A 13774-nucleotide genomic window follows, 5' to 3' on the forward strand; every position below is an offset into this window, starting at 1 on the left:
CGAGCACATGAACACGACAAGCAAGTGTAAGGTCAAGTCACGGCAAAATTGTTCGTGTCATTGACCTCTATTCATGCATATGAACAGGGTCGTTGGAGTCGCTTCTGTCGTCAGCGCATCAGCTCACCCGCGTTGACCAGCAAGGACTGACCCGTGATCGCCCGTGCCCGGTCCGAGGCCAGGAACACCGCCGCGTCCGCCACATCCCCGTCGGTGGCCAGCTCCGGCAACGCCATCCGCTCGCTCAGCCGCCCCAGCACCTCGTCCTCCGGCACCCCCTCGGCCTGCGCGGTGAACTGCACGTACGCCTGCACCGGCGGCCCCCACATCCAGCCCGGCAACACGGTGTTGACCCGGATCCGGTGCGACCCCAGCTCCCGGGCCAGCGAGTACATCGCGCTGCTCAGCGCCCCTTTCGAGGCGGCGTACGCGGCCTGCCGCACCTGCGAGGGCGCTGCCACCGCCGACTGCGTCCCGATGAACACCACCGACCCGCCCCCGCCCGCCTTCAGCGCCGGCAGGCAGGCCCGGGTCATCCGCAGGGTCCCCAGCAGGTTCACGTCGATGACCGACTGCCAGGTCGCGAAGTCGGCGTCCTCCAGCCCGCCGAAGTACGAGTCCCAGGCCGCCACCTGCACCACGGCGTCGATCCCGCCGAACCGCTCCCACGCCAGCGCGGCCAGTGCCTCGCACTGCCCCTCGTCGGTGATGTCGGTCGCCCGGTACGCCGTGCGCGCGCCCTCCGGATCGATCCCGGCGGCGCTCTTGGCGAGGTTCGCCTCGGTGCGCGCCCCCAGCACCGCGTTCCCGCCGTCCCGTACGACGGCCGCCGCGACCTGATGGCCGAGCCCGGCCCCGACCCCCGAGACGACGACGGTCTTGCCCGCGAGCAGAGACATTCCGGCCTCCCCTGCTATGGCGCTTCATCTGACGGGGCGTCAGAGTATGGGCGACCGCACGAAAGGGGAACCGCATGAGCGAGGACACCCGCAGCGAGCTGTACGCCGAACTGGCCGCCGTCGGCCCCTACGGCGTCCGCCCCGGGCACGCCCTGATCACGATGGTCGAGCCGCACCCCGGCCACGAGTACGCCTACAACCGCTGGTACGAGGACGACCACTACTACGCCGGCGCGATGGCCATGCCCTGGATGTACGCCGGCCGCCGCTGGGTCGCCACCCGTGACCTGCAGCTCCTGCGCCGCCCCGAGAAGTCGGCCGTCGCCCAGCCGGTCACCGCCGGCTGCTACCTCTCCACGTACTGGATCACCGACGGCCGTTACGACGACCACATGAAGTGGACGGTCGCCATCAACAAGCGCCTCAACAGGGACGCCCGCGTCCATCACGGCCGCACCCACGTCTTCACGGCCTTCCAGGACCACCAGACGACGGTGTACCGGGACGGCGCGGCGGGCCCGCGGGACCACCACGCCCTCGACCACCCCTACGCGGGGCTGGTGCTGGAGGTGATCGACGCGGAGTCGGCGGAGCAGCGGGCACAACTGCTGGACTGGCTCGGCACCCGGCACCTGCCCCGGCGCCTCGCGGGTTCCCCGTCCGCCATGGTGACGGTGTTCCGGCCGACGCCGCTGCCGGGCGACCGGATGACGTACGTGAAGCAGGTGGAGGGCGTCGACACCCGGCTGACACTGCTGTGGTTCCTGGAGGCCGACCCCAGGGAGTGCTGGGAGGAGCACTTCACGGGCCTGGACGAGCAGGTGGCCGGGTCGGGGCTCGGCCGCGTGGAGCTGCTGGCGCCGTTCATCCCGACGGTACCGGGCACCGACCGCTACGTGACCGAGCTACGGGGAGCGGAGTAGCACCCGGGCCGGCCGGGCCGGCCGGGCCGACCGAGCCGGCCGGGCCGACCGGGCTGACCGAGCCGGCCGGGTAGGCCGAGCCGGCCGGGCAGGCTCATCTCAGGTCGTCGGGGCACGGAGTACCGCGTGGCAGCTGATAGGGCGCGGCCAGCCGGTACGTCCCGGCCTTGGGCGCGATCAGCACGGTCCACTTGTCCCCGTCCGCGTCCTCCTCCGTGCCCATCACGCACGCGTGGACCTTCTCGTACGGAAGGCTCTTGCCGTCCTCGTCGACGATGCTCAGCCACGGCGAGTAAGGGATCTTGACGAGGATCCGCCCGGGCTTGCTCACCTCGAGCGTCATCTCACCCTGCTCGGCCCGCTGCACCACCGCGTTCGGCTCGGCGAGCGGCGCCGGGTCGGTCACCTTGAACAACTGCCAGTTGGCGTCGCCCCAGATCTGCTGCAGATACGGCATCCCACGCCGCACCAGCGCCCGCTCGCGCACGCCGCCGTCCCCGTCCGGGTTGTCCTTGGGCAGCACCACGAAGTGCACGGCCCACCGCTGGAGCCACTCGTGGTAGTTCGCCGAGTTGAGGGTGTCGTCGTAGAAGAGCGGGTTGCGCTCCATGTCGGCCTGCCGGTTCCAGCCGCGGGCCAGGTTGACGTACGGCGCGAGCGCGGAGGCCTCGCGGTGCGAGCGGGCCGGGATCACCTCGACGCGGCCCTTCTCGGCGCCGTTCTTCTGCAGCTCGTTCACCAGCGGGGCGAGTTCCCGCGCCCACGACGCCGCCGGGGTGGTGTGGATGATGTCGTCCACCGTCTTGAAGCCGACCCAGCCGGTGAAGCCCAGGAGCGCGAGCACGGTCACGTACCACTTGCGCGACTTCGGCACCGTGTACGGCAGGGCGGCGACCAGTGTCGCACCCGCGAACAGCATCGGCAGCCGGGAGATGTTCGTGCCGATCTGCGAGCTGATGAGCCACACCAGGACGACGCCGAGGCTGTAGACGGCGGCCGTCAGCCGGACGGTCCGCCACTCCTTGGGCACCAGGAACAGGCAGAGCAGGCCGTACGACAGCGGCAGGATCACCGAGGCGAACGCCATCGGCTGGGTGCCGGAGAACGGGAACAGCCAGGCGGACACCGCGACCACCGCCGACGGCGCGAGCCCCAGCGCCCAGGCGCCCGGCCGCCGCTTCTGCAGGAACAGCCCGGCCGCGATCAGACCCACGAACAGACCCGCCACCGGCGAGGCCATCGTGGCCAGCGCGGCCAGCGGGGCGGTGACCAGCGCCTTCGCCCAGCGTTTGTACCGCCACCGGTACGGCCAGCAGAAGACGGCCGCGGTCGCGCCGAGCGCGAACATGGTGCCGAGCCCGAAGGTCACCCGGCCGGATATCGCGTTGCACAGGAGCGCGACGACCCCGGCGAGCGAAGCCCACAGCGGGTTCTTCACCGCCCGGCTGCGGATGAGGACCAGCGTCAGCAGCCCCGCGGACACCGTCCCGGCGATCATCATCGTCGTACGGACGCCGAGGACCGACATGAGGTACGGCGACACCACGCTGTACGACACCGGGTGCATGCCCCCGTACCAGGCGAGGTTGTACGCCGAGTCCGGGTGCCGGCCGACGAACTCCGCCCAGGCGTCCTGCGCCGCGAGATCGCCACCGCTGTTCGCGAACGTGAAGAACCAGACGATGTGCAGTACGCCCGCGAGGGCGGTCACGGACAGCACCGGGTGCCGCAGCAGCCGCTGCCGGAGGGGTTCGAGCGCCGCGAGCAGACGGGCACGTGCGCCGAGTTCGGTCTCGGCGCGGTGACTCTCCGTGTGCGACGCCGCGAGCGCCGCGGTGCCGGCGGCCGTGTCCGTCCCCCTGTCCGTCACCGTGCCGGTCGCGGTGTCAGTCATGGACAGGCGTATTCGCGGGCCGGATACCGGGCCCGGATCTGCGTCGTCGGCGCGTGTCGGCTCCGCTGTGGCCACCTGAAGGCACTCCCCGTGTCCCGTCTTCTGTTCTCGGCCGCTTCCCGCGAGGTTCCCGGCCGCTTCCCGTCCAGTTCGCGGCCCCGTTCCCCCGGACCGGCGAGCTGCCCCGATTCGTGACGCTAGCACGCACCCCGCCGCGGGGCTCCCGGGTGGGGCTCCGCAGGCGGGGTGCGCGGGTGGGACAGGGGAGGCGTGATCAGCCCAGGCGGGTCAGCTTCGCACCGAAACCGGGCTCCGCCAGATCCTTCTGCAGGGCCACCGGGACCTTCACGGCACCGGCCGAACCGTCACCCACAGTGAGCGTGCCGACCGTGGCGCCGGCCTTCGCGGTGTGGGGCACGGTGCCGGACGCGAAGGACAGCTTCACCTTCAGACCGGCCCAGCCGACGGCGGGGACGTCCTTGGTGACCACGACCGGAGTGTGACCGCCGAGACCGTCGTCCACGTAGCCGACCACGTCGCCCTTCTTCAGGATCTTCGACGAGGTCAGCGCGGACTGGGCGGCGCGCAGCGCGGTCTCGCTGACCGCGTTGACCGTCTCGAGGATCTTCGGCTTCTGCTGGTCGAGGATCGCGCCGACGATCGTCACCGTCTGCCCGCCGACCTGCTTGCGGGAGGCGAAGAGCAGGTTGCCGCCGGCCGCGGAGGTGCTGCCGGTCTTGATGCCGATCGCGCCCATCCGGTACGGCAGCGCGTTGTTGTTGTTCCAGTACTGCCCGGAGGGGTCGGTCCAGCTGGCCGCACTGGTGATGGCGACCAGGGCCGGGACCTTGACGACCGCCTGACCGAGCTTCACCTGGTCCTCGGCGGTGGAGACGGTGGTCTCCTTCAGGCCCGAGGGATCGGTGTACGTCGTGTGGGTCATCCCCAGCTCCTTGGCGGTGGCGTTCATCTTCTTGACGAACGCCGCCTCCGAACCCGCGTCCCAGCGCGCGAGCAGCCGCGCGATGTTGTTGGCGGAGGGGATCATGACGGCCGACAGGGCCTGCTTCTCGGTGAGGTGGTCGCCGGCCTTGACGGTGTTCAGCGTGGACTCGCCGTCCTTGAAGTAGCCGCCCTCCGTCTCGGCCTTCTCGTCGATCTCGATCTTGGGGCCTTCCGCCCCGGGCTTCAGCGGATGTTCCCTCAGGATGATGTACGCGGTCATGGTCTTGGCGACCGAGCCGATGGCCACGGGGGTCTGCTTGCCGAAGGAGCCCATCGTGCCGATGCCGTCACCTTCTATCCAGCCCTGGCCCTCGTTCGGCCAGGGAAGCTGCAGCTTGTCACCGGCGAACGTGTAGCTGTCCTTGCCGGTGAGCTGGAGCGTGGGGGACGGCAGCGGGCGGAACGCCTGTACGACCGCGAAGACGATCACCAGGAGCAGGACCAGGGGGGTCCAGATCTTGACCCGGCGCACGATCGTGCGGACCGGGGTCTCCGGGGGCGGCGGGGTGTTCGTCAGCTCGGCCAGCAGGTCCAGCGGAGGCTTGGGCGGGAGCGGCTGCTGGGTGGTGCGCTCGGGGCCGACCTGAGGGACGGTGGTGGTGGCGTCGGGGGCGGGTGCGGGTGCGGATGCGGATGCCGATGCGGGCGCCGGGGCCTTTGCCGACGGCTGCGCCTGTGCCGACGGTTGTGCGGGTGCCGGCGGCTGCGTCTGGGCCGGTGCCGGTGCCTTCGCCTTACCGGCCGGGCGCATGTCGTCCTTCAGCGCGACGAACTTGCTGGTGCGCTCGGAGTCGGACTCCGGGGGCTTGGGCTTGGACTGGCCGCCGAGCTTGAGCATGGTCGTCGGCTGATCGACGGCGGGCTTCTTGGGCTGTACGGCCTTGAAGACGGCGGTCGGCTGATCGACGGGGCGGGCGTCGGTGGGTTCGGCCGCCGCCTCGGCTTCGCCTTCGGCGTCCTCGTTCCCACCCGCACCGGTTGCCTGCGGCGCGTCGGCGGGTTCGGCCGCCGCCTCGGCTTCGCCTTCGGCGTCCTCGTTCCCACCCGCACCACCCGTGCGGGTCTCGTCGTCGGCTGCGGGTGGCCCCTGCGGGTCGTCCTCGCCGTCGGCGGCCTCCGGCCCGTCACCGGCCTCTCCCGCCTCGGCTACGCCTTCGCCCACGGCCGCCTTCGCGGCAGTGCCGGCCTTGGCGTCCGCGTCAGCCTTCGCGGGGGTGCCGGCCTTGGCGTCCGCGTCGGCCTTCGCGGGGGTGTCGGCCTTGGCGTCCGTGCCGGCCTTCGCGTCCGCGCCAACCTCGGCGTCCGTGTCGGCCTCTGCGGCGGTGTCGGCCTTGGCGGCCGCGTCGCCCTTAGCGGGGGCGCCGGTCTTGGTCTCCGCGTCAGCCTTCGTGCTCGCGTCAGTCCCGGCGTCCGCGTCGGCCTTTGCGGGGGTGTCAGCCTTTGCGGCTGCTTCGGCCTCAGTGTCCGTGTCGGCCTTCGTCCCTGCGTCGGTCTTTGCGGGGGCGTCACGCTTTGCGTCTGCTTCAGGCTTGGCGCTCTCCTCGGCCTTCGTGGCCGCGCCCGCCCCGGTCTTCGGGGCAGTCTTGCCCTCGGCAGCGGCCGTGTCCTCCGAGGCGGCCTTGGTCTCGCCGTCAGCCTCGGTGTTCGCGTCGTCCTCAGCGTTCGCGTCGGCGCCGCGCTCTGCGTCCGTGCCGGCCTTCGTGGCCGCGTCGGCGTCCGCGCCGGCCTTCATGGGCGCGTCGGCGTCCGAGCCGCCCTCTGCGTCCGTGCCGGCTTCCATGGCCGCGTCGGCGTCCGTGCCGGTCTCGCTGGGCGCGGTTGCCTTTCGCTCTGCGTCAGCCTTGCGGTGCGAGTCGTCCTCTGGCCTCACGTCAGCCTCGGTGTCCGTGGTGCTCTTTGCTTCTGTGTCGCCCTTCGATGCCTTGGCGGCGGTGTCGGAGGACGTGCCTGCCCCGGTGTCCGTCGGCGAGGCCGTACCGGCGTCCTTCTCGTCCCCGGTGCTCGCGGACTCCGCCTGCTTCGCACCCGCGTCCGTTCGCGGCTCGCGCACCCACGCCGAGACCGCCGCGCGGAGGGCGGCGTCCTCGGGGTCCGGGCCGACCGGTTCGTCCGGTGCGGACGGGGTTCCGGGCCGTACCGTCAGGATCTTCGTCGCCGTGTCCGCGGCGTCACCCGAGGAATCCTTTTCGCGGGCCACTGCGAGCCGCGGATCGCGCGCCTCGGGAACCGAACCTGCGCTCCCCGACGTCGGTTTCGCCGACGACTCGCGCTGCTTCGACCTGTCGGGGGACTCGCCCGCCACCGATGCCTCCTCATGCGCCGCACGCCTAAGCGCGCCCTGTCCGAACCATGTACCAGTGTCCTGTGTGAGGGCTTGGCCCCTGCGGTAGACGAGAACGACATACCTGCCGGTTCCCTCACGAACCGGTCACGCACCCTCGACAGACCAATGTGAGAGGGGTCACCCTGTCATTCATCCACGCGGGGAGGCATGGATGGGCAGGAGCCGCAGAACACTTCCGGAGGAGCTTCTGCTGCTGGCACTGGACCCGGCCACGGGTACCACTGCACAGCCGCAGTCGCTCGACCTCGGTCTGGCCGGAGCACAGCTAGTGGAGCTGGCGCTGGCCGGACGGATAGCCCCAGACGGGGATCGTATCGCCGTGGTGGTGCCACGGCCGACAGGAGATCCGACCCTGGACTGCGCGTTGGAGTTGCTGCGAAGGCGTGGCGCTCCTGTGCGTGCCGTCCATTGGATCGGTGGGCCCCGGCTGGGCCTCAGGCAGACCTATCTCTCGCATCTGGAGCGGTGCGGCATGGTTGCCGCCGTGCCGGGACAGATGTGCGGGGTGCTGCCGACGACGCGCTACCAGGCCACCGACAACGACATCAGCCGGGAGATCCGTGCCCGGCTGGACTCCGCGATCCGCACCGGCGTACCGCCGGACCCGCGGACCGCGGCGCTCGCCGCCCTGGCACACGCCGTCGGGCTCGGCAAGCACCTGTATCCGGGCAACGAGGGCCGGTCCTCGCGGTCCCGGCTGCGGGACCTGATCCGGCACGACCCCATGGGCGGGCTCGTCGCCCACGCCGTGATGGACGTGCAGAACGGTGCGGCCGCCCAGCCGCGCCGGGGCCCGGCCTCGGCAGGCCGGCAGGCCGCGCCCGGCGCCCGGCCCGCGGTGGAACCCGCACGTGGAGTTCCGATGCAGCCGCGCCACGGGTCCATGGCACGCGCCGTGGCCCACTGAGCCGTAACCCCGGTCCCCACAGACCCGGTTCGGGAGCCGCTGGTCCGAGCGGGGCGGCGAGACGCTTGCGGTCTCGCCGCCCCGCTCGACTGTGTCCGCGCTGCATATCCTCCGTTTCCCAGCGGTAGAAACCACCTTGGTGGCAGTCTGCTCAACAGCAGATACGGAAAGTGTCAAGTAACAGGCAGGCAGCCGGAGGTGCACGTCCCGTGGCGTCCAATGTCAATCCCACCGTCCGGCGGCGCCGGCTGGGCCAGGAGCTGCGCAGGCTCCGCGAGCTCAAGGGCATGACGGCCGAAGAAGTGGCGGAGCGGCTGCTCGTGTCGCAGTCGAAGATCAGCCGGCTGGAGAACGGCCGCAGAAGCATCAGTCAGCGTGATGTGCGCGATCTGTGCGGGGTGTACGAGGTCGAGGACCAGCGGATCGTCGACTCGCTGATGGAAATGGCCCGGGATTCCAGACAGCAGGGGTGGTGGCACACCTTCGGGGACATCCCGTACAGCGTCTACATCGGCCTGGAGACCGACGCCGAGTCGCTGCGCGTGTACGAACCCCAACTGGTGACCGGCCTGTTGCAGACCCGCGCCTACGCCGAGGCCCTGGTGCAGGGCGCGTTGCCGGAGACGTCGACGGCCGAGATCGAGAAGCGGGTCCAGGTGCGGATGCGCCGACAGGAACGTATCACCGCCGAGATCAACCCGCTCCGGCTGTGGGTCGTGCTGGACGAGGCTGCGCTGCGCCGGGTCGTCGGCAGCAAGCTGGTGATGCGCGAGCAACTGGAGCACCTGATCGAGATGTCCCAGCTTCCGCACGTCACCGTGCAGGTGCTGCCGTTCGAGGTGGGTGCGCACCCGGGGCTCAACGGCCAGTACGCCATCCTGGAGTTCGCCGACGCGGCCGACTCCAGTGTGGTGTACCTGGAGGGCGTCACCAGCGACCTGTACTTGGAGAAGGCGCAGGACGTGCAGAAGTACGCCGTGATGTACGAGCATCTGCGGGCACAGTCCCTCAATGTGGAGGCATCCCGGCAATACATCGCCGATGTGGCGAAACTGTACGCGGACTGAGGTCCTCTCACAGAGGGCGCCGGATCGTACACCGTTGGTCCACTCCAGTGGAAGGCTCACCTGGAATATGCCATCCGGTCGAGTGAACGACTCCTCCGGCGGAAGCAGTTGCCCGGTAGCGTCGATCACGCCAATCAGACGACATGGTTGGCGTGAACCGCACTACCGCAACTCGCAACAGGAGTGGACATGGCACTGATTCAGGGCGCTTCGGAGACGTGGATGAAGTCCTCCTATTCCGCGGGCAACGGCGCCTGCGTCGAGGTCAAGTCGCCCACCAGCACCGAACTCGCCGTCCGCGACTCCAAGGTCTCCGAGGGCCCGATCCTGGCGTTCCCCGCCGACGCGTGGAACGTCTTCGTGGCCTCGGTCAAGGCGTAAGGGGCCCCTGACCCTGGTCCGGACAACTGCACAAGCACCACCAGGAAAGCCCTCTCGACCAGTCGCCGTCCTTGCCGAGAGGGCACCCTCTTCTCCGGGCCTTCCTGTCTCCTGGCTCCGGGGTCCTGTGGACCTGAGGTCTCCTGGATCCGGGGTCTTGTGAACCTGAGGTCTCCTGGCTTCGGGAGCTTGTGGACCTGAGGTCTTCTGGGCCCGGGGTCTTCAGAGCCGGGGTCTTCTGGACCCGGGTCTTGTGAACCTGGTCCTTGCCGGGTCAGGGCCTTCACCAGGCCGGGGTCATTCAGGACCTCGCTCCGCCTCCGGGCGCGCTGCACGGCGCGCCCTTCGGCTCACCGGCCGTAGGCCGCCGTGCGGAAGCCCGCAGGGGTCACCGCACCGGGAACGCCACGTCACACACCGGATCCTCGGCTCCCGCCGCCTCCCAGTCCGCGAAGTACACCTCCCGGCAGGGCCCCGCCATCTCCAGCCCCTCCGCGGCCATCCACTGCTCCACCGCCTCGAAGGCGGCCAGGATCTGCGGGTGCGCCACCTGAGCCTTGGTGATCCGGGTGTAGGCCAGCCGGGCGGCGGGCTCCACCCGGACCGTCGTCTCCCAGGCCCGGCCCTGCCGCTCGGCCCACGCCCGGGCCGCCGCCTCGTCCGCCACCGGCACACAGGACTCGGCCGGTCCGTCGCTCTCCATCGACACCTCGGAGTGGTAGACGACGAACGGCGCACCCGTGACGCCCCCGCACTCCCGGGCCGCCGCCTCCAGCCGCCCCAGGGACGCGCCGATCCAGGCCGGCAGCTCGTCCGCCAGCGTGTGCCGGGACTCGGTGATCACCACCTGTGGCGGCACCTCGGCGGTCTCGATCACGAACTTCTCGTACATCTCGGAGTTCCTCCCCGACAGTCGTCCACGGAGGTACTCGGCGAGGGTGCGCTGCCCGGCCATCCGGGCCTCCACGTCGGCCCAGTAGGCGGCGAGCCGGTCGGCGGCCTCGATGCCCTCGGCCCCGACCACCTCGGCGACCCGGGCGAGCGGCATGTCCAGCTGCCGCAGCATGGCGACCAGACGAGCGCGCTCGACCTGGTCGGCGCGGTAGTAGCGGTAGCCGCTCGCCTCGTCGACCTGGGCCGGAGCCAGCAGGCCGAGCCGGTCGTACAGCCGCAGGGCCTTGGCCGACAGCCGGGCCCGCGCGGCGAAGGCGCCGATGGTGAGCAGCTCCTCGTTCACGATGCCATCCTCCGTCACCGGGCGGTTCCGTTCCGCCCGGTGAGGAGGACGCTGGTCCTTGCCCCAGGGACAAGGTCAAGCAGGGCTCAGCCGAGCTGGCCCTCGACGGCGGCGACGACCTCGGCCGACTCCGGCTCGGTCTGCGGCGAGAACCGCGCGACGACCTGGCCGTCCCGCCCGATCAGGAACTTCTCGAAGTTCCAGCGGATGTCCCCGGTGTGGCCCTCGGCGTCCGCGAAACCGACCAGCCGCTCGTACAGCGCGTGCCGGCCCTCCCCGTTCACCTCCACCTTCTCGGTCAGCGGGAAGGTGACGCCGTACGTCGCCGAGCAGAACTCGGCGATCTCCTCGGCGGTGCCGGGCTCCTGCCCGAGGAACTGGTTGCAGGGCACGCCCAGCACGGTGAAGCCCTGCTCGGCGTATCGCGCCTGGAGCTTCTCGAGGCCCGTGTACTGCGGGGTGAGGCCGCACTTGGAGGCCACGTTCACGATGAGCACGGCCTTGCCGGCGTACTGCGGCAGGTTGGCGGAGCCGCCGGTGAGGGCCCCGATCTCGACATTCAGCACGTTGTGGTCAGCAGTCGTCATGCCGGGATGCTAGCCCCGCCGGGTCACGCCCCTCGCCCGAGGGCCTCCCGGTACGCCCGGTACGCCCTCGCCGGCCCCACGCCCCGCCCGCCCCCTGCACCGGTTCCTCGCCCGAGGCCCGCCGCTCACGCCTCCCTCCGCCCCCGCGGCTCTCGCCGGCCCCACGCCCCGCCCGCCGCCTCCACCAGCACGTCTCCCGCCGCGGTCCGCGCGTACAGCACCGAGCGCCCGGCCCGCCGCCGCTCCACCAGCCCCGCCTCTCGCAGCACCTTCAGGTGCCGCCCCACCGAGCCCAGCCCCTGCCCGGTCACCGCGGTCAGCTGGGTGGTGCTCATGGGGGAGGCGAGGAGCACCAGCACCGCGGCCCGGCCGGCCCCCAGCAGCGCGCCCAGACCGGCGGGCACGGCCCCGGCGCCGTCCCCCGCGAGCACACCCGCGCAGGGATAGACGACGGCGTACCGTTCCCGCTCCTCCCACGCGACCCACCCCACCCGCTGCGGAGTCACCGGTACGAACAACAACTCGGCGCCGGAGATCTCACGCGGCGGGTACTCGTGCAGGTTGACCTGGAAGCGGTTCTCCCCGAGCCACCGTGTGCCGCCCGGCCGCAAGGAGTCCAGCACGCTCGCCCAGCCGGCCCGGCTCACCTGCGCGGTGCGCGCCACCACGTCCGCCTCCAGCACCCGCCGGCGCCGCTCCCAGTACGGCCGTACGGTCTCCTGCCACACCCACTCCAGCAGCGAGGCGGCCCGCGCCGGAAGGTCGTCCCGGTCGAGTACGGCGGGCAGCGGCCCGGCGAGCGAGAGCCGCAGATGGGCACGGGCGTCGCCGGCCCCGGCCGCGCGCACCCGGGCCAGCTCCTCGCCGAAGCTCTCGTCACCGCGCGGCGTGGGCGTGAGGAAGTCGGCGATCCAGTCCCGCCCCAGTCCCGCCCGCACCAGCCGGGCCGTCACCGGATCGGCGGAGAGCCGCGCCCGGTAGCCGGACAGATGTGCGTGCAGCCACTCCCGCTCACCAGGGTGGGAGCCCGCACCCGCGTGCAGCAGCTTCAGGCTCGCGAAGGTCTCGGCGAGCGGGGAGACCACGAACCGGCAGCGCGCCAGCGTGTCCGCGTTGAGCTGCCACCACCCCAGGACTCCGCCCTCCGCCTGTCACTCCTGCCGAGCACCACCTTGAGCAGTACGCCCGGCCGCCCGGCAACCTTTCGCGTGCCGGCGAAACAATAACGAGTCCCTCTCCATCCGCCCGAGACTCCGGGCCATGCCCGGTTACCGATCCCTGTTCCGCACCGCGGAGTTCATGCCGCTCTTCCTTGGCACCGCCGCCCAGAACGCCGCCGGCACCATCGGCGGCCTCGCCCTCGCCACGCTCGTGTACCGGGCGACCGGCTCCCCGCTGCTGTCGGCGCTGAGCATGTTCGGCCAGTCGCTCGCCCAGGTGCTGGGCGCGACCTTCCTGCTCTCCGGCGCCGACCGGCTGCCCCCGCGAACGACCCTGACCGCCGTCTCACTGACCTTCGCGGCCGGTACGGCGGTCCAGGCGCTGCCCGGCCTCCCGGCCGGCGCGCTGCTGACCGTCGTACTCCTGCTGGGCCTGGTCGCCTCGCTGGGCGGCGGTGTCCGCTGGGGCCTGCTGAACGAGATCCTCGCCAAGGACGGTTACCTGCCCGGCCGTTCGCTGTTCAACATGATGAGTGGCCTGACGCAGATCACCGGTTACGCCACGGGCGGCGCCCTGCTGACCGCCCTCTCCCCGCGGACCTGCCTGCTGCTCGCCGCCGCCCTGTACCTGACGGCCGCGCTCACCCTGCGCCTGGGCCTGACCGCCCGCCCGCCCCGTTCCACGGGCCGGCCCTCACCGTCGGCGACCTGGCGCACCAACGCCGAGCTGTGGTCGTCCCGCCCGCGCCGGCTGACCTACCTGGGCCTGTGGCTGCCCAACGGTCTGATCGTCGGCTGCGAGTCCCTGTACGTGTCGTACGCCCCCGGCGCGGCCGGCACCCTGTTCGCGTGCGCGGCGCTCGGCATGTTCGCCGGGGACGTGACGGTGGGCCGGCTGCTTCCGCCCGCCGCCCGCCCCCGCGCGGCCACCCGCCTGCTCCTCCTCCTGGCGGCGCCCTACCTTCTCTTCTTCCTGCACCCGCCACTGCCGCTCGCGGCGGTCTGCGCGACCGTGGCCTCCGTGGGCTTCGGTGCGAGCCTGGCCCAGCAGGAACGGCTCATGGCCCTGACCCCCGACGAACTCGCCGGTCACGCCCTGGGGTTGCACTCGGCGGGCATGCTGACCCTGCAGGGCGTGAGCGCGGCGTTGGCCGGTTCGCTGGCCCAACTGACCTCACCGGCCGCCGCGATGACGGCCATGGCGGTGGTGTCGCTGCTCGTGACGCTGACGCTGGCTACGGCTGCTCGCCGAGCTCCTGCCCCCGCTGCACCGGAACCGTCTCCCCGCTCTCCCGGTGCTCCCGGCTCTCCTCACCCTCCCCGCTCTCCCGGTTCTCCCGGCTCTTCTCGCGCTGCTTCTGGCTGAGGTC

General features: G+C 71.4%; 11 protein-coding genes. 5 read left to right on the forward strand and 6 right to left on the reverse strand.

The features are described from left to right. Positions 1 to 110 precede the first annotated feature (110 nt). The gene (locus tag ACZ4SF_RS19185; RefSeq protein WP_468385556.1) at positions 111 to 899 is read right to left on the reverse strand and encodes an SDR family oxidoreductase; all 789 of its coding nucleotides are present in this window, start codon (positions 897 to 899) and stop codon (positions 111 to 113) included. Between the two features lie 74 nt (positions 900 to 973). On the opposite strand from ACZ4SF_RS19185, the gene ACZ4SF_RS19190 reads away from it, so the two are divergent. Next, positions 974 to 1822, forward strand: coding sequence for a hypothetical protein (locus ACZ4SF_RS19190; RefSeq protein WP_468385559.1), 849 nt, complete (start codon positions 974 to 976; stop codon positions 1820 to 1822). 94 nt (positions 1823 to 1916) lie between these two features. Here the strand turns inward: ACZ4SF_RS19190 and ACZ4SF_RS19195 are convergent, their stop codons facing one another. Together ACZ4SF_RS19195 and ACZ4SF_RS19200 are read right to left on the reverse strand one after the other, a co-directional pair. Beyond that, positions 1917 to 3791: an MFS transporter gene (locus ACZ4SF_RS19195; protein WP_468385561.1), complete on the reverse strand. Its 1875-nt coding sequence runs from the start codon at positions 3789 to 3791 to the stop codon at positions 1917 to 1919. A 199-nt stretch (positions 3792 to 3990) separates the two neighbouring features. Then, a complete protein-coding gene (locus tag ACZ4SF_RS19200) occupies positions 3991 to 7023 on the reverse strand; it encodes a D-alanyl-D-alanine carboxypeptidase (RefSeq protein WP_468385564.1) in 3033 nt (1010 codons plus the stop codon). Positions 7024 to 7216: 193 nt separating this feature from the next. Between ACZ4SF_RS19200 and ACZ4SF_RS19205 the strand changes: the two genes are divergently transcribed. The 3 genes from ACZ4SF_RS19205 (at position 7217) to ACZ4SF_RS19215 (ending at position 9420) form a co-directional block, all read left to right on the forward strand. Further along, complete coding sequence (locus ACZ4SF_RS19205) at positions 7217 to 7972, forward strand: GOLPH3/VPS74 family protein (protein WP_468385567.1); 756 nt, start codon at positions 7217 to 7219, stop codon at positions 7970 to 7972. 209 nt (positions 7973 to 8181) lie between these two features. Next, positions 8182 to 9039, forward strand: coding sequence for a helix-turn-helix domain-containing protein (locus tag ACZ4SF_RS19210; RefSeq protein ID WP_201833508.1), 858 nt, complete (start codon positions 8182 to 8184; stop codon positions 9037 to 9039). A 189-nt stretch (positions 9040 to 9228) separates the two neighbouring features. After that, positions 9229 to 9420: a DUF397 domain-containing protein gene (locus ACZ4SF_RS19215; protein ID WP_468385570.1), complete on the forward strand. Its 192-nt coding sequence runs from the start codon at positions 9229 to 9231 to the stop codon at positions 9418 to 9420. 388 nt (positions 9421 to 9808) lie between these two features. Here ACZ4SF_RS19215 and ACZ4SF_RS19220 read toward each other — a convergent pair whose 3' ends face one another. The 3 genes from ACZ4SF_RS19220 to ACZ4SF_RS19230 form a co-directional block, all read right to left on the reverse strand. Then, a complete protein-coding gene (locus tag ACZ4SF_RS19220; protein WP_468385572.1) occupies positions 9809 to 10675 on the reverse strand; it encodes a MerR family transcriptional regulator in 867 nt (288 codons plus the stop codon). A gap of 68 nt (positions 10676 to 10743) precedes the next feature. Continuing rightward, complete coding sequence (locus tag ACZ4SF_RS19225) at positions 10744 to 11244, reverse strand: glutathione peroxidase (RefSeq protein WP_468385575.1); 501 nt, start codon at positions 11242 to 11244, stop codon at positions 10744 to 10746. Positions 11245 to 11369: 125 nt separating this feature from the next. After that, a complete protein-coding gene (locus ACZ4SF_RS19230; protein ID WP_468385985.1) occupies positions 11370 to 12377 on the reverse strand; it encodes an ArsR/SmtB family transcription factor in 1008 nt (335 codons plus the stop codon). A 127-nt stretch (positions 12378 to 12504) separates the two neighbouring features. Here ACZ4SF_RS19230 and ACZ4SF_RS19235 point away from each other — a divergent pair, with 127 nt between their 5' ends. Then, positions 12505 to 13770 (forward strand): MFS transporter, encoded by a 1266-nt coding sequence (locus tag ACZ4SF_RS19235; RefSeq protein WP_468385578.1) that lies wholly within the window; start codon positions 12505 to 12507, stop codon positions 13768 to 13770. The last annotated feature ends 4 nt before the right edge of the window (positions 13771 to 13774 follow it).

It is taken from the genome of Streptomyces sp. NPDC027663 (genome assembly GCF_055566415.1).